The following is a 21,606-nucleotide window of genomic DNA, read 5'->3' as shown; positions in this document are numbered from 1 at the left end:
CCCCGGCACCCGGCCCCGGCATCCGCGGCCGGATGCCGGGGCGCCGCCGTTCCGGGGCGGGGACGGGCCCCGGGCGGGCGGCGGCCGTCAGATCGTGGTGACGCCCGTCCCCGGGGTGCCCTGCGGCGCCGACGCGCTGCTCGACGTGCCCCCGGCGGAGCCTTCCGTGCCGCCCGTCGTGGTCCCGGCGGTGTCGCCGCCCGTGGTGTCGCCCGTGGTGCCGGTCGAGCCGCCCGCCGCGCCCCCGTCGGCCGTACCGCCCGTGGTGCCGGTCGAGCCGCCCGTGGACCCGCCGGTGGTCCCGCCCGTGGACCCGCCGGTGCCGCCACCGGTGCCGGTGGAGCCGCCGGTGCCGCCCGTGGCCGTACCGCCCGTGCCGCCCCCCGTCGGGTCGCCCGTGCCACCCGTGCCGCCCGTCGAGCCGCCGCCGGACGCGTCGCCGCCGGTGGTGCCGCCGGTCGGCTCCCCCGAGGTACCGCCGCTCGGCGAACCGCTCGACGAGCCGCCCGATCCGGACGGGTCGGGCGACTGCGACGGCGCACCGGACGACGAGTCGGGGCCGGACGGGTCGGCGCTCTCCGACGGCCGGGCCGTGCTCGCGGGCGGCGCCGGGTCCCCCGCCGGGTCGAAGCCGCCGCCGGACCCGGTCTCGGCCGGCCGGACGGCGTCCTCACCGGTGCCGCCGTCGCCGCCGGCGTCGGTCGGTCCCGCCTCCGTGCCGCCGTCCCCCAGGTCCTGGCTCACCGACGGGTTGTCCTCCACCTTGCCCGCCGGGTTGCCGTCGCCGTCCCCGCCGGACGTCATGCCGAGCGTGATGACGGTGCCGAGCACGGCGGCGAGCAGCGCTCCCGAGCCGACGGCCACCAGGTTGCGCCGGACCAGGCTCCGGACCCCGCCCGCCCGCGCCGGCACCCGCGGTATCCGCTGGGTGGCCAGGGTGTCGCCCGCGGGGACGTACGGCACCGGCGCCGACATCTCCCGCCGTACCTCCGGCACCGCGTCCGCGGTGAGCGCCGGCAGCCCGGGCGCCGTGCCGGAGCGGTCGGCGAGCAGCGCCAGGGCGCGCCGGCCGGCGACCGCGCCCCGCTTGTCGGCGAGGGCGCCGCGCAGCGCGCCCGACGCCTCCAGCTCGGCGCGGGCCCGGTCGAACTGTCCGGCACAGAGCGCGAGTATGCCCAGTTCGTGGTGGAAATAGGCTTGTTCGGGCACCTCACCGGTGATCCGGGAGGCCTCCGAGCCGGACCGCAGGGCCCGTTCCCAGGCGCTCCAGTGCAGTCCGGCGGCGAACGCGGGCGCGGCCGTGCGGGCCAGCCGTACCGCCCCGCCCTCCTCGTCGGCGTCCTGGGGCGTGCGCGGTACGACGGCGGCCAGCGCGGCCAGGACCGCGTCGGCCTCGGCGCAGACCCGGTCCGGGGTGACCGAGGGGTGGCCGGCCCACCAGGAGTAGTGCCGGGCGGCGGTCAGGGCGTGCCCGGCGGCGTCGTCGGCGTACCCGGCGGCCTCCAGCTGGGTCTGCACACCGGCCGCGAGCCGGTAGCGGGAGCCGACCGGGGAGACCAGGCCGCAGCTCGCCAGTTCGCCGAGCGCGGCGTCGGCGTGGGTGTCGCCCACCAGCGCGGGCAGGTGCGCCTGGTGCGGGACCTCGCCGCCGAGGGCGACCGCGAAGCGCAGGGCGGCGCGGGCGGCCGGGGTGAGCCGGGAGGCGAGCAGCGGGGCGGGGGCCGCGGCCTCGCCGAGGGACGGCAGCGGCACGTCGTCCGCCGGTTCCCCGGGCGGGTCCGCGGCCGGGCGCGCGTCCTCGAAGACGCCGTACTCGTCCGTGTCCTCGGGCTCGGACCCGGCCCGCAGTTCGTCGCGCTGCCGCAGCAGGGCGCCCGCCTGGACGAAGCGCAGGGGCAGTCCCTCGGACTCGAACCACAGGTCGCCCGCCCAGTTGGCCTCCTCCTCGGTGAGCACCCGGCCGACGCTCCGCTCCAGGATCTCCACGCCGGCGGCACGGTCGAGGCCGGCCAGGAAGACCTCCTCGACCTCCGACTCGGCCAGGGGCGCGGGCACGCCGGGGGCAGCGCCGAGCACGAAGGCGCACTCGGGGGTGGCGTCGAGGAACCCGGCGAGGGCGGTGCCGCCGAACTCCAGGTCGTCCAGGACGACGACCGCGCCGATCTCCCGGACGCAGGCGGCCAGTTCCGCGGGGTCCGGGCGGTACCGGGGGGCGTCGTACACGGCGTGGAACAGGTCGTGCAGGAGGTCGGACGCCGTGCGGTGGAAACCGTCGAGCCGGACGACTCCGTCGGGGGCGAGGTCGAGGCAGTCCTCGGCGACCAGGTCGAGCAGGGCCGTGCGGCCGGAGCCCGCGGGGCCGGTGACGCGGACCGAGCGGCCGGCGGCCAGGAGGCGGGTCAGGCGCTCGCGTTCGTCCTGGCGTTCCAGCAGGGACGGCGCGGGCCGCGCGGGTCCGGGCGGCACCGGCGGGCGGGCGGCGCGCTCGGCCTCGTCGCGCTCGCCGGGGGCGCGCTTGCGGGGCCTGCCGGGGAGTTGGGCCGGCGGGCAGGGTTCTATCTCGCTGCCGTCGACCGGGTTGACGGTGACCTGGAGTTCACCGGCGACGAGTTGTGCCATGCGCGCGGGCACGGGCGAGCCGGGGGCGAGGTCGGAGGCGAGGGCGTCCCGGGGCGGGCGGCGGCCGTGCGTCCGGCCGTGTTCCCCGGCTCCCGGTTCGATCGGGTCGATCGGGTCGATCGGGTCCGTCTTGTCGATCGGATCCATGGGTTCCAGCCCCCAAAAGCGTCGTGTGCCCGTGAATTCGGCCCTCCCGGCCTTGTCGCACACCGCGCTGTCGCTTCTGGTCCGGGCCCGCTCGGTCGAGGGTTGCGAGGTGGCGGGCGACCGCACCCTAATCCTTCGGCCAGTATCTCCGACAGGGCGGGGTGCCGTGCGGTCCGAGACGTCACGGTCTCATGAGGATTGCCCCGCCGTGCGCTCGGGCAGCAGCGCCCGGGGCCCGCCCGCGGGCCGTCGCGAGCGGCTCAGACGCGGGGCAGCGACTCCACGCCGATGCCGCCCTCGATGGCGAGGATGCGGTGCAGCCGGGTGGCGACGAGCAGGCGCTGCATCTGCGGGGGTACGTCGCGCAGCACCAGGCGGCGCCCGCAGCGGCCGGCCCGCCGGTGGGCGCCCATGATCACCCCGAGCCCGGTGGCGTCCCAGGAGTCCAGTTCGGACAGGTCGAGCACCAGGTCGCCGATCCCGGTGTCGACGGCCGAGTGCAGGGCCGTACGGGCGTCCGCCGCGCTGCGGACGTCGAGGCGGCCCCCGACGACCAGCTCGGCATGGTCGCCCCTGATGTGCATATGCGCTCCCCGTTGAGTGCGGTTGGCGTGCTCCGTGACGGTGCTGTGCACCTTCTGACTGCGCGAGTGGCGATACGGTTGCTGTTTGTAAGCGAACCGATACCGAATTCACCCACGGGGGTGAAAACTCCCGGGGTCGTCGGACGTCGGCGGGCCGGCTCGGTAGGTGCTCGGTGCGTACTCAGTACGTGTAGAAGCCCTGCCCGCTCTTGCGGCCGATGTCACCGGCGTCCACCATCCGGCGCATCAGCTCCGGCGGGGCGAACTTCTCGTCCTGGGTCTCGGTGTAGATGTTGCCGGCGGCGTGCAGCAGGATGTCGACGCCGGTGAGGTCCGTGGTGGCGAGCGGGCCCATGGCGTGGCCGAAGCCGAGCTTGCAGGCGAGGTCGATGTCCTCGGCGGTCGCGACGCCGGACTCGTAGAGCTTGACGGCCTCCACCACGAGGGCCGAGATCAGCCGGGTGGTGACGAAGCCGGCCACGTCGCGGTTGACGACGATGCAGGTCTTGCCGACGGACTCGGCGAACTCGCGGGCGGTGGCCAGGGTTTCGTCGCTCGTCTTGTAGCCGCGGACCAGCTCGACGAGCTTCATCATCGGCACGGGCGAGAAGAAGTGCACGCCGACGACCCGCTCGGGGTGCTCGGTGGCCGCCGCGATCTTGGTGATCGGGATGGCGGAGGTGTTGGAGGCGAGCACGGCGTCCGGGCGCACGATCTTGTCGAGCGCGCGGAAGATCTCGTGCTTGACCTCCAGCTTCTCGAAGACGGCCTCCACGACGACGTCGGCGTCGGCGGCGGCGTCCAGGTCGGTGGTCGGGGTGATGCGCGCGAGGGCGGCCTCGGCGTCCTCGGCCGTCAGCCTGTCCTTGGCGACGAACCTGTCGTAGCTGGCCCTGATGCCGTCGGTGCCGCGCTTCAGTGCCTCGTCGGTGACGTCCCGCAGGACGACCTCCCAGCCCGCCTGCGCGGAGACCTGGGCGATGCCGGAACCCATGAGACCGGCCCCGATGACGGCGAGCTTCCGTGCCACTCCGACTCCCTGAACACTCTGGACATCTGCTTCTTCGGCGGACCATAGCGCTCGCGCGACCACTTGAGGACGGTAAGTAATGCGTGTCACTGTCTCAGGGGGTGAGACCCCGGTCACGTCCCGCGCGCCGGGCGCGGCGGCCGTCCCGCCGGCCGGCCCGGTGGCATTCCGGCCGCAATGGCCGAAGCGTCAAATCCTCCCCGGTTCGGGCCGGTTGGCGCTCCGCCGCGACCCGGCCCGGCGGCGGGCGCGGACCGCCCTGACGGGCGCCCGGCCGGGGGCGGCGGGAGCCCGAACGTCCAGCCCGCCACCCGGACGGCGTAGTTGGGCACCGCCTCGCCCGACAGGTGCACGACGCCGTCCGGGAGGGCGAGCGCCCGTCGAGCACTTCCGGCCGACGACCGCCCCGCCCCGTTCGAGGACGGCCCGTACCTCCGGGCCGGGCGCCCCCGCCCCTCGCGCCGTTCCGCGACCCGATGGACGCCGTCCGTGACACCGGCGCCGGGCAGTGCACGAGCGCGCACGCGCCGTACGGCGCCCGGCCGCCGCCGGGGCCTTGAGCGGCGGGGACGGGTGTTCCGCACGGCCGGGGGCTAACTACGCTGTCCGCATGGTCAATCTGACACGCATCTACACGAGGACCGGCGACCAGGGCACCACCCACCTCGGTGACATGAGCCGGGTGCCCAAGACGGATCTGCGGATCTCGGCCTACGCGGACGCCAACGAGGCCAACGCGGTGATCGGCACCGCCCTGGCCCTGGGCGGCCTGGAGGAGGAGATCGCCGCGGTCCTCACGCGGGTCCAGAACGACCTGTTCGACGTCGGCGCGGACCTGTCGACGCCGGTGGTGGAGGACCCGAAGTATCCGCCGCTGCGGGTGGAGCAGTTCTACGTGGACCGGCTGGAGGCGGACTGCGACCGCTTCAACGACCGGCTGGAGAAGCTGCGCTCCTTCATCCTGCCGGGCGGCACGCCGGGTGCGGCCCTGCTCCACCAGGCGTGCACGGTCGTCCGCCGGGCCGAGCGTTCCACCTGGGCGGCCCTGGAGGCGCACGGCGAGACGATGAACCCGCTCACCGCGACCTACCTCAACCGCCTCTCCGACCTGCTGTTCATCCTGGCCCGCTGCGCCAACCTGGAGACCGGTGACGTGCTGTGGGTGCCGGGCGGGGAGCGCTGAGCCTCCGGCGGCGCCGCCCGGCCGTTCACCGCTTCGCCGGTTCCTTCTTCGGGAAGAGGGTGTAGCTGCCGGCGATGACCACGTTGATGCCGATCACCCAGAGCATGCGCGCCTGCCAGGCCCGCAGCGAACCGGTGTCGCCGTCGTCGCCCACGTACCAGGCGGCGCCCTGGAGCAGGGCGATGGCGACCGCGCACGCCAGGATCCAGCGGCCGGCGACCTTCCACTCGTGCACCGCGCGGGCCGTGCCGTACCGGGGCGGCCCGACCGGGGGCGGACCGCCGGCGAAGCGGTGGGCCACCCGGGCGTCCGCCCACCTGATGGTGGAGTGGCCGAGTCCGACCGTGAAGCCGATGTAGACCGCGGCGAGGCCGTGCCGCCAGTCCGGGGCGGCGCCGTTCCTGAGGTCGATCACGGTGACGACGAGGAGCACGACCTCCAGGAGCGGCTCGCACAGCAGCAGGGCCAGGCCGGTGCGGCGCATCCGCAGCCCGTACCGGAAGGCCAGTCCGGCCGCCAGCAGCACCCAGAAGGCCACCTCGCAGGCGATGATCAGTCCGACGATCACGGTTCGCTCCCCTCGTTCACCCTTCCAGGCTCCCGCGGACCGGCGCGCGGTTCGTCGTCGCCGCAGAGGAGACCGCCGTAAGCGAAAGTCGCAGCCGGGGACCCTCCCCGGGGCGCAGGCACGCCGGCCGGTGGCCGTGTTGGATGGGGGCATGCCCCTCGCACTCCCCCGCCCGCACCGCGACGACTGGCGCATCGCCGCGGGCGGACTGGCCGGCGGGGTGCTGCTGTGGGCGCTCGGCATCCACCCCCGCATCGCCGGGGACGCCCTGGTGCTGTGGCACGCGCCCTGGGCCCCGCTGGTGCCGCTGGCCGTGACGGCCGGCTGCGAGCCGCTGCGCCGCATCGCGCCCCGCGCCGGTGTGCTGATCGGCACGGCGGCGCTGGTCCTCGACACGGTGACCCTGGGCAGCATCGTCACGCTCGTGCTGTACACGGACCTGATGTACGCGGCCGTGCTGTACGGCACCCCGGCCGCCGCGCGCCGCATCCCCTGGGTGACGGGGATGCTGACGGTGGTGGCCGCGATCGTGCCCGCCGCGCTGTGGCGGAACCCGCAGGGGCTGCTGATCGGGGTGGGCGTCGGGGTGGTCGCGTTCGGGCCGGCCGCCACCGGCGTGCTCGTGCGGGACCACCGCGACGCCGCCGAGGCCGCCCGGCTGCGCGCCGAACAGACCGCGCTGCTGGCCGAGATGGACCGTTCGCAGGCGGTCGTCGCCGAGCGGTCGCGGATGGCGCGCGAGCTGCACGACATGGTCGCCAACCACCTGTCCGCCATCGCCATCCACTCCACGGCGGCGCTCTCCATCGACGACCCCGGGACCACCCGGGACGCGCTGTCCGTCATCCGCGAGAACAGCGTGGCGGGGCTGGCCGAGATGCGCCGGCTGATCGGCATCCTGCGGGACGGCTCCGGCGACCGGGAGCCCGCCGCGTCCCCCACGCTCGACGGCCTCGGGGCACTGGTCGACGGCGCCCGCGCCAACGGCCTGGCGGTGGAGCTCGACGCGGGGCACGGCAAGGTGCCGGCGCCGGTCGAGCTGGCGGCCTACCGGATCGTGCAGGAGGCGCTGACCAACGCCCTCAAGCATGCCGCCGAGGGAGGCGTCGAGGTCTTCCTCCGCCAGGCGGACGGGGCGCTGGACGTCCGGGTGAGCAGCCCCTACCGGCCCGGTGACGTCCCCCGGGCGCCCGGTGCCGGTCAGGGCCTGACCGGGATGCGGGAGCGCGCCGCGCTGCTCGGCGGCACGTTCGAGGCCGGGCCCCGGGGCGGCCGGTGGACCGTACGGGCCGTTCTTCCGCTCACCGAAGGAGATCCCCGGTGATCCGTGTCCTGGTCGCCGAGGACCAGTCGGCCGTCCGGGCCGGGCTCGTCCTGATCCTGCGCAGCGCGCCGGACATCGACGTGGCCGGTGAGGCGGCGGACGGTGAGCGGGCGGTCGAGCTGGCCCGGAGCCTGCGGCCCGACGTGGTGCTGATGGATGTGCAGATGCCGCGGCTGGACGGGGTGTCCGCGACCCGGCGGATCGTCGACGAGGGGCTCGCCGACGTGCTGGTGCTGACCACGTTCGACCTGGACGAGTACGTGTTCGGGGCGCTGCGGGCGGGGGCGGCCGGGTTCCTGCTGAAGCACGCCGAGGCGCGGGACCTGCTCGCGGCGGTGCGGACGGTGGCGCGCGGGGAGGGGATCGTGGCGCCGGCCGTGACCCGGCGGCTGATCGCCGAGTTCGCCTCGACGCCGGTCCGCCGCCCCGAGGCCGGGAGGACCGTCCTGGACGGTCTCACTCCGCGGGAGCGGGAGGTACTCGGGTGCATCGGTGAGGGGCTGTCGAACGCGGAGACCGCGGCCCGGCTGGACATGGCGGAGGGAACGGTGAAAACGCACGTCAGCCGCCTGCTGGCCAAGCTGGAGCTGCGCAGCCGGGTGCAAGCGGCCGTTCTTGCGAGAGAGTTGGGGCTGTAGCGGAGCCGCCTCCGAGAATGGTCCAGACCTATTGACGAGTGGTCCAGACCTTTCTACCCTCGCAGCACTTGGGGCGTGAAGGCTCAGTCACGTCCCGGACACCCCCGATGACGAGGAGGCGCACCATGCGCTTCAGACACAGAGCCGCGGCGGCGTTCGCGACCCTGCTGCTCCCCATGGCCGGCGCGGTCGGTCTGGCGAGCGACGCCCAGGCCGCGGGCAACGCCACGGCCACCTTCACCAAGACCAGCGACTGGGGCACCGGCTTCGGCGGCCAGTGGACCGTCAAGAACACCGGCACCAGCGCCATCAGCTCCTGGACCATCGAGTGGGACTTCCCCTCGGGCACCAAGGCCGGCTCGGCCTGGGACGCCACGGTCACCAACTCCGGTGACCACTGGACCGCCAAGAACGTCGGCTGGAACGGCAACATCGCCCCCGGTGCCTCCGTCTCCTTCGGCTTCAACGGCACGGGCTCCGGCGCCCCGCTGAACTGTAAGCTGAACGGCGACAGTTGTGACGGCGCCACGGTCCCCGGCGACGCCGCCCCGTCGGCCCCCGGCACCCCGACCGCCTCCTCCGTCACCGACACCTCGGTGAAGCTCTCCTGGAGCGCGGCCACCGACGACAAGGGCGTCAAGAACTACGACGTCCTGCGCGACGGCAAGAAGGTCTCCACGGTCACCACCACGTCGTACACCGACACCGGTCTGACCGCGGGCACCGACTACTCCTACACCGTGCAGGCCCGCGACACCGCCGACCAGACCGGTCCGGTCAGCGGCGCCGTCAAGGTGCACACCACGGGTGGCGGCGGACAGCCCCAGCCCTCCGGTGACAAGATCAAGCTCGGCTACTTCACCGAGTGGGGCATCTACGGCCGGAACTACAACGTCAAGAACCTGGTGACGTCCGGTTCCGCCGCGAAGATCACGCACATCAACTACGCCTTCGGCAACGTCACCGGCGGCAAGTGCACGATCGGTGACTCCTACGCCGACTACGACAAGGCGTTCACCGCCGACAACTCGGTCAGCGGCGTCGCCGACACGTGGGACCAGCCGCTGCGCGGCAACTTCAACCAGCTGCGCCAGCTGAAGGCCAAGTACCCGAAGATCAAGATCCTGTGGTCCTTCGGTGGCTGGACCTGGTCCGGCGGCTTCGGTGACGCGGCCAAGAACCCGGCGGCCTTCGCGCAGTCCTGCTACGACCTGGTCGAGGACCCGCGCTGGGCCGATGTCTTCGACGGCATCGACATCGACTGGGAGTACCCGAACGCCTGCGGTCTCACCTGTGACACCAGCGGCCCGGCCGCCTACAAGAACCTGATGGCCGCGCTGCGCGCCAAGTTCGGTTCCAACAACCTCATCACCGCCGCCACCACGGCCGACGCCACCACCGGCGGCAAGATCGACGCCGCCGACTACGCGGGCGCCGCGCAGTACCTCGACTGGTACAACGTGATGACGTACGACTTCTTCGGTGCCTGGGACGCGAAGGGCCCGACCGCCCCGCACTCCCCGCTGACCTCGTACAGCGGCATCCCGAAGGAGGGCTTCACCACCGCCGACGCGATGGCGAAGTTCAAGGCGATCGGCGTTCCCGCCAAGAAGCTGCTCATCGGCATCGGCTTCTACGGCCGCGGCTGGACCGGCGTCACCCAGGACGCTCCCGGCGGCACCGCCACCGGCGCCGCTCCCGGCACCTACGAGGCGGGCATCGAGGACTACAAGGTCCTGAAGACGTCCTGCCCGGTCACCGGCACCATCGCCGGCACCGCGTACGCCAAGTGCGGCAGCAACTGGTGGTCCTACGACACCCCCGCCACCATCAAGAACAAGATGGCCTGGGCCAACAGCCAGGGCCTCGGCGGCGCCTTCTTCTGGGACTTCACCGGCGACACCGCCAACGGTGAACTCGTGAGCGCCATCAGCGACAACCTGTAGGGAAGCCCCGCGGGGAAACCCGCAGGGAAAGCACCAAGCGACCCTGTCGCTCCCCCGGACCCCGTCCGGGGGAAACCCACACAGCGGGTGAACGTGGCTACGCCACGTTCACCCGCTGTCCTGGTGGGGCCGCCTCCAGCCAGGCGAGGAACCCGGTCAGCGCGTCTTCGCTCATGGCCAGTTCGAGGCGCGTGCCCCGGTGCGCACAGGCGAGGACCACCGCGTCGGAGAGCAGCGCCAGCTCCTCCTCGCCCTCGGGCAGCCGGCGTCCGGCCACCTCGATCTGCGCCCGCTCCAGGACGCGGCGGGGGCGGACGGCGTACGAGAAGACCCGGTACCACTCGATGCGGTCGCCGTTGTAGCGGGCCACGCCGTAGTTCCAGCCCTTGCCCCCGGCGTCCGGTTTCTCCGGCACGTCCCAGCGCAGCGAGCAGTCGAAGGTGCCACCGGAGCGCTGGATGAGCCTGCGGCGCAGGCCGAACAGGAACAGTCCCGCCACCACGAGCGCGACCACGATCCCGCACACAGTCAGAGCGAGGACCATCGGCACCGACCTCCTCGTCTCCCGGGCAGCTGCGCTGCTCTCGTCACTGGGTAATGAAACCTAAAAAACGCCCACATCTGCCTCAGCCGCGACCGGCACCGGATTGCTCCGGGCCGGCCGCGGCTGAGTGACGTCAACGTACCGTGCGACTGGGTCAGCGCCCCGTCGCCGCACGCAGGCGGACATCCGCGCGGCGTTCGGCGGCGGCATCGCCCTCCGCCTTCGCGCGCTCCAGTTCCCGCTCCGTGCGCTGGACATCGATCTCGTCCGACAGTTCGGCGATCTCGGCCAGCAGGGACAGCTTGTCGTCCGCGAACGAGATGAAACCGCCGTGCACCGCGGCGACGACCGTTCCACCATCACTCGTACGGATGGTCACCGGGCCCGACTCCAGCACACCGAGCAGCGGCTGGTGACCGGGCATGACGCCGATGTCGCCGGACGTGGTGCGCGCGACGACCAGGGTGGCCTCGCCGGACCAGACCTGGCGGTCCGCGGCGACCAGCTCGACGTGCAGCTCAGCAGCCAAGGGTGGCTCCTCGGGTCACCACCCGGCCGTAGTGCCGGGTGTTGGGGTCAATTCTAGTAGGCGTGACAGAGGGGGCGGGACGCGCCCGCCCCCTCAGACGAGCACGGGGCTCAGGAGACGCCCAGCTCCTTGGCGTTGGCCTTGAGGTCCTCCAGGCCACCGCACATGAAGAACGCCTGCTCGGGGAAGTGGTCGTACTCACCGTCGCAGATCGCGTTGAACGCGGCGATCGACTCGTCGAGCGGCACGTCCGAACCGTCCACGCCGGTGAACTGCTTGGCGACGTGGGTGTTCTGGGACAGGAAGCGCTCCACACGACGGGCACGGTGGACGACGAGCTTGTCCTCTTCGCCCAGCTCGTCGATACCGAGGATCGCGATGATGTCCTGGAGGTCCTTGTACTTCTGCAGGATCGTCTTCACGCGCATGGCCGCGTTGTAGTGATCCGCCGTGATGTAGCGCGGGTCCAGGATCCGGGACGTGGAGTCCAGCGGGTCCACGGCCGGGTAGATGCCCTTCTCGGAGATCGGACGGGAGAGAACCGTCGTCGCGTCGAGGTGGGCGAAGGTGGTGGCCGGGGCCGGGTCGGTCAGGTCGTCCGCGGGGACGTAGATCGCCTGCATCGAGGTGATCGAGTGACCGCGGGTCGACGTGATGCGCTCCTGGAGGAGGCCCATCTCGTCGGCCAGGTTCGGCTGGTAACCCACCGCGGACGGCATGCGGCCGAGCAGCGTGGAGACCTCGGAACCGGCCTGCGTGAAGCGGAAGATGTTGTCGATGAAGAACAGCACGTCCTGCTTCTGGACGTCACGGAAGTACTCGGCCATGGTCAGGCCGGCCAGCGCGACGCGCAGACGGGTGCCCGGGGGCTCGTCCATCTGGCCGAAGACCAGGGCGGTCTTGTCGATGACGCCCGAGTCCGACATCTCCTCGATGAGGTCGTTGCCCTCACGGGTGCGCTCACCGACACCGGCGAACACGGAGACACCGTCGTGGTTGTTGGCGACGCGGTAGATCATCTCCTGGATGAGCACCGTCTTGCCGACGCCGGCACCGCCGAACAGGCCGATCTTGCCGCCCTTGACGTACGGGGTCAGCAGGTCGATGACCTTGACGCCGGTCTCGAACATCTCCGTCTTCGACTCGAGCTCGTCGAAGTTCGGGGCCTTGCGGTGGATGCCCCAGCGCTCGCCCTCGTAGCGCTCGTCGACGTTGAGCACCTCACCGAGGGTGTTGAACACCTTACCCTTGGTGAAGTCGCCGACGGGCACCGTGATGGAGTTGCCCGTGTCGACCACCACGGCCTGGCGGACCAGACCGTCGGTGGGCTGCATGGAGATGGTGCGGACCAGGCCGTCACCCAGGTGCTGGGCGACCTCCAGGGTCAGCGTCTTCCTCTCGCCGGCGTTGGCCGGGTCGGCCACCTCGACGTGAAGGGCGTTGTAGATGTCCGGCATCGCGTCGACGGGGAACTCCACGTCGACGACCGGGCCGATGACCCGGGCGACGCGGCCCGTGGCCGCCGCGGTCTCAACAGTGGTGGTCATTATCGGTCACTCCCCGCGGTCGCGTCGGCCAGGGCGCTGGCGCCTCCGACGATCTCGCTGATTTCCTGGGTGATTTCGGCCTGGCGGGCCGCGTTGGCAAGACGGGACAGCGTGTTGATCAGCTCGCCCGCGTTGTCGGTGGCCGACTTCATCGCGCGCCGCGTGGCGGCGTGCTTCGAAGCGGCCGACTGGAGCAGCGCGTTGTAGATCCGGCTCTCCACGTAGCGCGGGAGCAGGGCGTCGAGGACGTCCTCCGCCGACGGCTCGAAGTCGTAGAGCGGGAGGATCTCGCCCTGCGGCTTGGCCTCCTGCGCGACCTCGTCGAGGCGCAGCGGCAGCAGCCGGGCGTCGAGCGCCGTCTGCGTCATCATCGAGACGAACTCGGTGAAGACCATGTGGAGCTCGTCCACGCCGCCCTCGGCGGTGTCCTTCTCGATCGCCTCGATCAGGGGCGCCGCCACCTTCTTGGCGTCCGCGTACGACGGCTCGTCGGTGAAGCCCGACCACGACTCCGAGACCTTGCGCTCACGGAAGTTGTAGTGGGCGACACCGCGCCGGCCGACGATGTACGTGTCGACCTGCTTGCCCTCGCGCTCCAGGCGCGCGGTGAGCTGCTCCGCCGCCTTGATGGCGTTGGAGTTGAAGGCACCGGCCAGACCGCGGTCGCTCGTGAGGAGCAGGACCGCGGCACGGCTCGGGTTCTCCGTCTCCGTGGTCAGCGGGTGCTTGGTGTTCGAACCCGTACCGACCGCCGTGACCGCGCGGGTCAGTTCCTGCGCGTACGGCGTGGAGGCCGCCACCTTGCGCTGCGCCTTGACGACGCGCGAGGCGGCGATCATCTCCATCGCCTTGGTGATCTTCTTGGTCGCGGTGACGGATCGGATGCGACGCTTGTAGACCCGGAGCTGGGCTCCCATGAGTCAGGTCCTTCCTTACGTCACTTGGCGGCAGCGGCCGGAGTGTCCTCGCCGAGCAGCTTGCCGTCCGAGGTCTCGAACTGCTTCTTGAAGTCCGCGACGGCGTCGGCGACGGCCGTGAGCGTGTCGTCGGACATCTTGGCGCCCTCCCGGATGGAGGTCATGAGGCCCTGCTCCTGGCGGTGCAGGTACTCCAGCAGCTCCTTCTCGAAGCGGCGGATGTCGGCGACCGGCACGTCGTCCATCCGGCCGGTGGTGCCGGCCCAGACGGAGACGACCTGGTCCTCGGTGGCCATCGGCTGGTACTGGTTCTGCTTCAGCAGCTCGACCATGCGCTGACCGCGCTCCAGCTGGGACTTCGAGGCCGCGTCCAGGTCGGAACCGAAGGCGGCGAACGCCTCCAGCTCACGGAACTGGGCGAGGTCGACGCGGAGGCGGCCGGAGACCTGCCTCATCGCCTTGTGCTGCGCGGATCCACCGACTCGGGAGACGGAGATACCGACGTTCAGCGCGGGGCGCTGACCGGCGTTGAACAGGTCCGACTCCAGGAAGCACTGGCCGTCGGTGATGGAGATGACGTTGGTCGGGATGAACGCCGAGACGTCGTTGGCCTTGGTCTCGACGATCGGCAGACCGGTCATCGAACCGGCACCCATGTCGTCGGAGAGCTTGGCGCAGCGCTCCAGCAGGCGGGAGTGCAGGTAGAAGACGTCACCCGGGTAGGCCTCACGGCCCGGCGGGCGGCGCAGCAGCAGCGACACGGCGCGGTAGGCGTCGGCCTGCTTCGACAGGTCGTCGAAGATGATGAGGACGTGCTTGCCCTCGTACATCCACTGCTGACCGATGGCCGAACCGGTGTAGGGCGCCAGGTACTTGAAGCCGGCCGGGTCGGACGCCGGGGCGGCGACGATGGTCGTGTACTCCAGCGCGCCGTTCTCCTCCAGCGCACGGCGCACGCCGGCGATGGTGGAGCCCTTCTGGCCGATGGCGACGTAGATGCAGCGGACCTGCTTCTTCGGGTCGCCCGAGCGCCAGTTGTCGCGCTGGTTGATGATGGTGTCGACAGCCAGGGCGGTCTTGCCGGTCTGGCGGTCACCGATGATCAGCTGGCGCTGACCGCGGCCGATCGGGGTCATGGCGTCGACGGCCTTGTAACCCGTCTCCATGGGCTCGTGCACCGACTTGCGCTGCATGACCGTGGGGGCCTGCAGTTCCAGCGCACGGCGGCCGGACGTCTCGATCTCGCCGAGGCCGTCGATCGGGTTGCCGAGCGGGTCGACGACGCGGCCGAGGTAGCCCTCGCCGACCGCGACGGAGAGGACCTCACCGGTGCGCTGCACCGGCTGACCCTCCTCGATGCCGCTGAACTCACCGAGGACGATGGCACCGATCTCGCGCTCCTCGAGGTTGAGGGCGAGGCCGAGGGTGCCGTCCTCGAACTTCAGCAGTTCGTTGGCCATGGCCGAGGGCAGGCCCTCGACCTTCGCGATGCCGTCGCCGGCAAGGGTGACCGTACCGACCTCCTCGCGCGAGGCCGCGTCCGGCTTGTACGACTGGACGAAGTTCTCCAGCGCGTCCCGGATCTCCTCCGGCCGGATCGTGAGCTCCGCCATCTGGGTTCCCTGCTCTCCTTGTTGGGCCCGAAGTTTCACTTTGGGGGGATGGGGACTCCCCCCAACAGGAGGTGAATCCTCTGCACGGCCCAACCAGGGCCGTAAGTACGTACTGCTTTGGATGTCGAGTTGCTGCTAGCTCGCCATGCGGCGGGCGGCCTCGTCGAGCCGGTCCGCGATCGAGCCGTTGATGACCTCGTCGCCGACCTGCACCCGGATGCCGCCGACGACCTCGGGGTCGACGTCGAGGTTCAGGTGCATCGGGCGCCCGTAGAGCTTGGCCAGGGCAGCGCCGAGGCGCTCCCGCTGTCCGTCGCTCAGCGGCACCGCCGAGGTGACGACGGCGACCATGCGGTTCCGGCGCTCCGCGGCGAGCTTGGACAGGGACTCCAGTCCCGACTCCAGGCTACGTCCACGCGGCGCGGTCGCCAGGCGCGTCACCAGACGCTCGGTGGCCGGCTTGGCCCGCCCGCCCAGGAGCCGGCTCAGCAGCTCGGACTTGGCCTGGGCGCCGGCGGCTCGGTCGGTGAGCGCGGCGCGCAGCCCGGTGTTGGAGGAGACGATCCGGCCGAACCGGAACAGCTCGTCCTCGACGTCGTCGAGGGTGCCCGTCTTCTCCGCCGCCGTCAGGTCGGCGACGTCCGCCAGCTCCTCCAGCGCGTCCACCAGGTCGCGGGGCTGCGACCATCGGGACCGGGCCAGCCCGGACACCAGGTCGGCGGTGGCACCGCTGACCTGGCCGCCGATCAGGCGCTGGACCAGCTGGGCCTTCGCCTCGGAGGACTGCGCCGGGTCGGTGAGGACCCGGCGCAGGCCGGCCTCGCGGTCGAGCAGCGCGGTGACGGCCGCCAGCTCGTCGGCGAGCCTCACGGCGTCCACGGACGTGGAGTCCGTCAGCGCGTCGAGACGCTCGCGTGCGGCTGCCAGGGCCTCGCGGCTCGCTCCGTTCATCGCGTGGCCTCGGCCTTCTCCTCGAGCTCGTCGAGGAAGCGGTCGATCACACGGCTCTGGCGGGCGTGGTCCTCGAGGGACTCGCCGACGAGCTTGCCGGCCAGTTCGGTGGCGAGCCTGCCGACGTCCTGGCGCAGCGCGGACGCGGCGGCCTTGCGGTCGGCGTCGAGCTGGGTGTGACCGGCGGCGACGATCTCCTCGCGCTGCCGCTGGCCCTCGGCCCGCATCTCGGCGATGAGGGTGGCACCCTGCTCCTGCGCCTCCTGGCGCAGCCGCGCGGCCTCGTGCCGGGCTTCGGCGAGCTGGGCCTTGTACTGCTCCAGGACGCTCTGGGCCTCGGTCTGCGCGGCCTCGGCCTTTTCGATACCGCCCTCGATGGCCTCGCGACGCTCTTCCAGAACCTTGTTGATGTTCGGGAGGAGCTTCTTGGCGAGGAAGCCGAAGACGATGACGAAGGCGATCAGGCCGATGACGAGCTCCGGCCACGGCGGAATGAGAGGGTTCTCCTTCTCCGCCGCAAACTGAACCCATGAGTGGGTCATCTCAGTGCCTTTCGTCGAATAGGGCTGTCTCTGACGTTCGTCTTAGTAGACGAACGGCATGACGAGGCCGATCAGGGCCAGCGCCTCACAGAACGCGAAGCCCAGGATCTGGTTGGCACGGATCAGACCGGCCGCCTCGGGCTGACGGGCGAGCGCCTGGGTACCGTTACCGAAGATGATGCCGACGCCGACGCCGGGGCCGATCGCGGCGAGACCGTAACCGACGGAGCTGAGCGAGCCGGTGACGCCATCAGCAGCAGCGAGGATCTGGGACATGCCAGTTCTTCCTTTTCTGTACGGACCGGTGGGGGTTGGCCACCGGACGACTGTGGGAGCGAAAGCAGGGGTGCTCTCAGTGGTGTTCGGCGAGCGCGCCCTGAATGTAGGAGCAGGTCAGCAGCACGAAGACGTACGCCTGGACAGCCTGGATGAACAGCTCGAAGGCGGTCATGACGATCGTCATCACGAACGAGACGCCGGAGTAGGCGATGCCGATGCCGTTCAGCATGTACCAGCTGGCGACCGTGAACAGCACCAGCAGCGTGTGACCCGCGAACATGTTCGCGAAGAGTCGCACGGCGTGGGTGAACGGCCGGACGAGGAGGTTGGAGAAGAACTCGATCGTCATCGCCAGGGGCAGCACCGGGCCGAGCGACTTGTCGTAGCCGGTGAAGTTCTTGAAGGCGCCGACGAACCCGTGCCTCTTGAAGGTCAGCGGCACCCAGACCAGGTAGACGATCGCGGCGAGGACGATCGGGTAAGCGATGATCGACGTCACCGGGAACTGGGCGACCGGGACGATCGACCAGAGGTTCATCATCCAGACGAAGAAGAACAGCGCGACGACGAGCGGGACGTACTTCTCGCCTTCCTTCTTGCCGATCGTCTCGTAGACGATGCCACGGCGGACGAAGTCGTAGCCGGCCTCGGCGATCAGCTGGAGCTTGCCCGGGACCACCTTGGGCCTCGCGAACGCCGCCCAGAAGAAGACCACCACGACGATGGAGCCCAGCAGCGCCAGCAGCATCGGCTTGTTGAAGTAGAAGCCGTTGCCGTCTGCGTTGCCCCAGAGCGGCTCGAAGAGGAACGAGTGCAGGCCCGGAGCGACGTTGTCAAAGCCACACCCGTTGAACAGGTGACAGCTCGAGTCGAAAGCGAGCGTCTGCGTCGGGTCAGCACTCACCGAGGGCTCCTTCATCGTGGCGCATAGATACGGCAACCTCGTTGTGTCGGCGCGGCGCACAGCCGCGGGTCGGCACGGGACTGGTGTTACGGATGTGGGGGCGACTGGGGGGCATCTCGCCTCGCGATCGAGCAGGCGTCAGCTCAGATGCCCGCGCCCGCGATGCCGCAGTTGGCACCGGACGATAGCAGCATCTCTCGTGCGCCCTTATCCCGGCCCTACCTCTCACGACGAGTGCCCTGTCTTCTCGGGCTTGTCGCCCTTCGACGAGGCATCGGGATCGACGTAGAAGATCTTGGCCTTCATGTGCGCCCGCGCCTGGGCGGCGATCCACACCAGGGTGGAGGCGACGAGCGTGATGGCGAAGGCCCGGGGGTTGAACAGCGTGGTGTTCTTGAACAGGGCGACGAAGACGACCATCAGCAGCAGCTGGGCCGCGTAGAGCATCAGGCCCATCATCTGGAACAGCTGCGGAAAAGATTTTGCGGTGCGCTGGAGCACGTAGAGGCCGAGACCCATGAACACGAGCACGACCAGCGTTCCGACGACTGCCCCGACCGCTCCCTTGCCGCCCGCGACCACACCGCTGACGACGGCGGCAATCGCGCCGGCGGCAGCCGTGGGTACGGCGGCTTGGGCCAGGATCCGGGCGTCATTGGACGGCATGGCGGCAACTCCGCTTTCACAGGGGGCAGGTGTCGTCATGGACGAGCGTAGTCCCGGGCTGAGTGATCGAGACCTCACACCTTCGGACCCTCGCAGTGGGGTCCATCGGCTCTATCCGGGGTTCTCGTGAACCGTATCACAAACTATTTGATGAGGTCTTTACCTGCTTGGTGTGCTGGCTGTCACACATGAGAGTGACGGCGCCCGTCTGTGCAAAAACCGAGCCGTCTTGTCTGGTATTAGGGGGCTTCGTTCCCCCACGTCTTGGCAATGCTCTAGTCAGATTCTTACCTTGGGCGTCTCAACGACGATCAACGAAACGCGAACGAGCGCCGATCGCGGTCGCCCCGTTGACGCCCGAGACACCGGCCGGAACGGGCGCGCACTCCGCCGCGCCGGCGGCCTCCCGCGCCACCGCGTCCGACGCCTCCACCGACTCCGCCGCCTGCTCCTCGGGCGACCGGCGCCGCCTCCGGTACCGCGGCGGCACGAACCGCTGCGCCCACACCGGCACCCGCGGCCGGAAGCGCGGGAGCAGCAGCAGGACGAGTCCGATCGCGCTGAGGAAGACGACACCCAGCACGATCCACATGGACGCCGAGTTGACCGAGTAGGCGAGCGCGCCGAAGGCGATCAGCGCCGACCAGAAGTACATGATCAGCACGGCCCGGCTGTGCGAGTGCCCGATCTCCAGCAGCCGGTGGTGCAGGTGGCCGCGGTCCGCGGCGAACGGGGACTGGCCGCGCCAGGTGCGCCGGACGATCGCCAGGACCAGGTCGGCCGTCGGCACGGCGATGATCGTCAGCGGGAGCAGCAGCGGGATGTAGACCGGCACCGTCTGGTGCACCGCCGCCTTCTCCGAACCCGCGTACAGGTTCAGCGCGTCCGGGTCCACCTGGCCGGTGATGGAGATGGCGCCGGCCGCCAGCACCAGGCCGATCAGCATCGAGCCCGAGTCGCCCATGAAGATACGCGCGGGGTGCATGTTGTGCGGCAGGAAGCCCAGGCACATGCCCATCAGGATCGCCGCGAACAGCGTGGCGGGGGCGGCGGCCTCGATGCCGTAGGACACCCAGACGCGGTAGGCGTAGAGGAAGAACGCCGCCGCGGCGATGCACACCATGCCGGCGGCGAGGCCGTCCAGGCCGTCGACGAAGTTCACCGCGTTGATCGTGATGACGACCAGCGCCACCGTCAGCAGCGTGCCCTGCCACTGGGTCAGCGCCACGTTGCCGACGCCGGGGACGGGCAGCCACAGGATCGTCAGTCCCTGCATGACCATCACGCCCGCGGCGATCATCTGGCCGCCCAGCTTGATCAGGGCGTCGATCTCGAACTTGTCGTCCAGGACGCCGATCAGCCAGATCAGGGCGGCGCCGGAGAGCAGGGCCCGCGGCTCGTTGGACTTGGCGAAGACCTCGTTGAGGTTGGTCAGGTGGTCCGCGGCCAGCAGGCCCGCGCACAGACCGAAGAACATCGCGATACCGCCGAGCCGCGGAGTGGGTTCCCGGTGCACGTCCCGGGCCCGGATCTCCGGCATCGCCCCGGCCACGATCGCGAACTTCCGTACCGGCCCTGTCAGCAGATACGTCACCGCGGCCGTGATGCAGAGCGTCAGCAGGTATTCACGCACGGGCTTCCCCACAGGTCTCGCTGGCCATCACCGCCCCACACCCTAGCGACGGATGCATATGGATGAGGACTGCCGGGTAGCGACGATGGTTGCACGTGGTGCTGTGCGCCACGCTCCGCCGGACCCCGGGCGCCCCGCAAAACGGGACACACCGGGGTGTACGGGATGGCGTTCACCCCCGCTCAGCCGGGATACGGCGGGAACCGGCCGGTGAGCACGCGCACCTCCTCGCGGGCCGCGGCCGGTTCTGTCTCCGCCCGCAGCACGGCCGCGAGCAGCGCCGCGATCCGGACCATCTCCGGCTCGCCCATGCCCTGGGTGGTCACCGCGGCCGTGCCCAGGCGCAGGCCCCGGCCGTCGCCGTGCGGCAGCACGCAGCAGTCCAGCACGAGGCCGGCCGCGAGGAGCCGGCCGCGCGCGCTGCGGCCGTCCACGCCGAGCGGGGCCGGGTCCGCGGTGATCAGGTGGGTGTCCGTGCCGCCGGTCGTCACGGCCAGCCCCTCCGCGGCCAGGTGGCCGGCCAGCACCCGGGCGTTGGCGACCACCCGGTGCGCGTACGTGGTGAAGGCCGGTGCCGCCGCCTCGCCGAACGCGACCGCCTTGGCCGCGATGGTGTGCATCTGGGCGCCGCCCTGGGTGAACGGGAACACGGCCCGGTCGACGCGCTCGGCCAGCTCGGCCCCGCACAGGACCATCCCGCCGCGCGGACCGCGCAGCACCTTGTGGGTGGTCGCGCACACGATGTCCGCGTACGGCACCGGGTTGGGTGCCGCTCCCCCTGCGACCAGCCCGATCGGGTGCGCCGCGTCCGCGATCAGGTACGCGCCGACCTCGTCGGCGACCTCGCGGAAGAAGGCGTAGTCGAGGTGGCGGGGGTAGGCGATGGAGCCGCACACGATGGCCTTGGGCCGGTGGTTGCGGGCCAGGTGGCGCACCTGGTCGTGGTCGATCAGCCCGGTCTCGGCGTCGACGCCGTAGCCGACGAAGTCGAACCAGCGGCCGGAGAAGTTCGCCGGTGAGCCGTGGGTGAGGTGCCCGCCGTAGGGCAGGCCGAGCGCGAGGACGGTGTCGCCGGGGCGCAGCAGCGCGGCGTAGGCGGCGAGGACGGCGGAGGAGCCGGAGTGCGGCTGGACGTTGGCGTGCTCGGCCCCGAACAGGGCCCTGGCCCGCTCGACGGCGGCGCGCTCGGCGACGTCGACGATCTCGCAGCCGCCGTGGTGCCGGGCCGCCGGGTAGCCCTCGGCGTACTTGTTGGCGAGGGGCGAGCCGAGGGCGGCGAGCACGGCCGGCGAGCAGAAGTTCTCGGCGGCGATCAGCTGGAGCGTGGTGGACTGCCGGGCCAGCTCCCCGAGCAGGATCTCGGCCATCGCCGGGTCCTGCCGCCGCAGGACGTCGGTCTCGTGGGCGGTGGTGACCGACATGGCGGACTCCGGGCGGTCGAC

At 71.2% G+C, this 21,606-nt stretch carries 20 protein-coding genes; 4 read left to right on the top strand and 16 right to left on the bottom strand.

The genetic code is table 11. The annotated features are described in order from the left end of the window. Window positions 1-87: 87 nt before the first annotated feature. The 3 genes from ACZ4K2_RS05285 to ACZ4K2_RS05275 form a co-directional block, all read right to left on the bottom strand. The gene (locus tag ACZ4K2_RS05285) at window positions 88-2,766 is read right to left on the bottom strand and encodes an ATP-binding protein (protein ID WP_467479461.1); all 2,679 of its coding nucleotides are present in this window, start codon (window positions 2,764-2,766) and stop codon (window positions 88-90) included. A 260-nt stretch (window positions 2,767-3,026) separates the two neighbouring features. Next, a complete protein-coding gene (locus ACZ4K2_RS05280; protein ID WP_467479459.1) occupies window positions 3,027-3,350 on the bottom strand; it encodes an STAS domain-containing protein in 324 nt (107 codons plus the stop codon). A 181-nt stretch (window positions 3,351-3,531) separates the two neighbouring features. Further along, window positions 3,532-4,380, bottom strand: coding sequence for a 3-hydroxyacyl-CoA dehydrogenase family protein (locus tag ACZ4K2_RS05275; protein WP_467479457.1), 849 nt, complete (start codon window positions 4,378-4,380; stop codon window positions 3,532-3,534). Window positions 4,381-4,990: 610 nt separating this feature from the next. On the opposite strand from ACZ4K2_RS05275, the gene ACZ4K2_RS05270 reads away from it, so the two are divergent. After that, window positions 4,991-5,563, top strand: a complete 573-nt coding sequence (locus tag ACZ4K2_RS05270) for a cob(I)yrinic acid a,c-diamide adenosyltransferase (protein ID WP_467479456.1) — start codon at window positions 4,991-4,993, stop codon at window positions 5,561-5,563. A 25-nt stretch (window positions 5,564-5,588) separates the two neighbouring features. Here ACZ4K2_RS05270 and ACZ4K2_RS05265 read toward each other — a convergent pair whose 3' ends face one another. Further along, on the bottom strand, window positions 5,589-6,131 hold the full coding sequence (locus ACZ4K2_RS05265) for a hypothetical protein (protein WP_467479454.1): 543 nt from the start codon (window positions 6,129-6,131) through the stop codon (window positions 5,589-5,591). Between the two features lie 151 nt (window positions 6,132-6,282). Here ACZ4K2_RS05265 and ACZ4K2_RS05260 point away from each other — a divergent pair, with 151 nt between their 5' ends. From ACZ4K2_RS05260 to ACZ4K2_RS05250, 3 genes are all read left to right on the top strand, one after another. Further along, window positions 6,283-7,455 (top strand): sensor histidine kinase, encoded by a 1,173-nt coding sequence (locus ACZ4K2_RS05260; RefSeq protein ID WP_467479453.1) that lies wholly within the window; start codon window positions 6,283-6,285, stop codon window positions 7,453-7,455. Continuing rightward, complete coding sequence (locus ACZ4K2_RS05255) at window positions 7,452-8,093, top strand: response regulator (protein WP_467479451.1); 642 nt, start codon at window positions 7,452-7,454, stop codon at window positions 8,091-8,093. The genes ACZ4K2_RS05260 and ACZ4K2_RS05255 overlap by 4 nt, the downstream gene beginning before the upstream one ends. A 125-nt stretch (window positions 8,094-8,218) precedes the next feature. Beyond that, on the top strand, window positions 8,219-10,039 hold the full coding sequence (locus tag ACZ4K2_RS05250) for a glycosyl hydrolase family 18 protein (RefSeq protein ID WP_467479450.1): 1,821 nt from the start codon (window positions 8,219-8,221) through the stop codon (window positions 10,037-10,039). Between the two features lie 97 nt (window positions 10,040-10,136). Here the strand turns inward: ACZ4K2_RS05250 and ACZ4K2_RS05245 are convergent, their stop codons facing one another. From ACZ4K2_RS05245 to ACZ4K2_RS05190, 12 genes are all read right to left on the bottom strand, one after another. After that, window positions 10,137-10,583, bottom strand: a complete 447-nt coding sequence (locus ACZ4K2_RS05245; protein ID WP_467479449.1) for a DUF2550 domain-containing protein — start codon at window positions 10,581-10,583, stop codon at window positions 10,137-10,139. A 154-nt stretch (window positions 10,584-10,737) separates the two neighbouring features. Then, a complete protein-coding gene (locus ACZ4K2_RS05240) occupies window positions 10,738-11,112 on the bottom strand; it encodes a F0F1 ATP synthase subunit epsilon (RefSeq protein ID WP_362163079.1) in 375 nt (124 codons plus the stop codon). 110 nt (window positions 11,113-11,222) lie between these two features. Then, window positions 11,223-12,659, bottom strand: a complete 1,437-nt coding sequence (gene atpD, locus ACZ4K2_RS05235; protein WP_467479447.1) for a F0F1 ATP synthase subunit beta — start codon at window positions 12,657-12,659, stop codon at window positions 11,223-11,225. After that, window positions 12,659-13,576, bottom strand: coding sequence for a F0F1 ATP synthase subunit gamma (locus tag ACZ4K2_RS05230; protein WP_467479445.1), 918 nt, complete (start codon window positions 13,574-13,576; stop codon window positions 12,659-12,661). The genes atpD and ACZ4K2_RS05230 overlap by 1 nt, the downstream gene beginning before the upstream one ends. A 20-nt stretch (window positions 13,577-13,596) precedes the next feature. Then, window positions 13,597-15,189: a F0F1 ATP synthase subunit alpha gene (atpA, locus tag ACZ4K2_RS05225; protein WP_467479443.1), complete on the bottom strand. Its 1,593-nt coding sequence runs from the start codon at window positions 15,187-15,189 to the stop codon at window positions 13,597-13,599. A gap of 135 nt (window positions 15,190-15,324) precedes the next feature. After that, a complete protein-coding gene (locus ACZ4K2_RS05220) occupies window positions 15,325-16,140 on the bottom strand; it encodes a F0F1 ATP synthase subunit delta (RefSeq protein WP_467479442.1) in 816 nt (271 codons plus the stop codon). Further along, window positions 16,137-16,682: a F0F1 ATP synthase subunit B gene (locus ACZ4K2_RS05215; RefSeq protein ID WP_467479440.1), complete on the bottom strand. Its 546-nt coding sequence runs from the start codon at window positions 16,680-16,682 to the stop codon at window positions 16,137-16,139. Before ACZ4K2_RS05215 ends, ACZ4K2_RS05220 begins: the two co-directional genes overlap by 4 nt. A 42-nt stretch (window positions 16,683-16,724) precedes the next feature. Continuing rightward, window positions 16,725-16,958 carry an ATP synthase F0 subunit C gene (atpE, locus tag ACZ4K2_RS05210; protein WP_467479438.1) on the bottom strand — a complete coding sequence of 78 codons (234 nt, stop codon included), beginning with the start codon at window positions 16,956-16,958 and terminating at the stop codon, window positions 16,725-16,727. A 76-nt stretch (window positions 16,959-17,034) separates the two neighbouring features. Then, a complete protein-coding gene (gene atpB, locus ACZ4K2_RS05205) occupies window positions 17,035-17,880 on the bottom strand; it encodes a F0F1 ATP synthase subunit A (RefSeq protein ID WP_467479437.1) in 846 nt (281 codons plus the stop codon). A gap of 210 nt (window positions 17,881-18,090) precedes the next feature. Further along, on the bottom strand, window positions 18,091-18,531 hold the full coding sequence (locus ACZ4K2_RS05200; RefSeq protein WP_467479435.1) for a hypothetical protein: 441 nt from the start codon (window positions 18,529-18,531) through the stop codon (window positions 18,091-18,093). Between the two features lie 301 nt (window positions 18,532-18,832). Then, window positions 18,833-20,164 (bottom strand): MraY family glycosyltransferase, encoded by a 1,332-nt coding sequence (locus ACZ4K2_RS05195; RefSeq protein WP_467479433.1) that lies wholly within the window; start codon window positions 20,162-20,164, stop codon window positions 18,833-18,835. Between the two features lie 182 nt (window positions 20,165-20,346). After that, window positions 20,347-21,585: a serine hydroxymethyltransferase gene (locus ACZ4K2_RS05190; RefSeq protein ID WP_467479431.1), complete on the bottom strand. Its 1,239-nt coding sequence runs from the start codon at window positions 21,583-21,585 to the stop codon at window positions 20,347-20,349. Between the last annotated feature and the right edge of the window lie 21 nt (window positions 21,586-21,606).

It is taken from the genome of Streptomyces sp. NPDC025833 (genome assembly GCF_055558055.1).
This window is presented reverse-complemented; position numbering and strand designations above follow the sequence as displayed.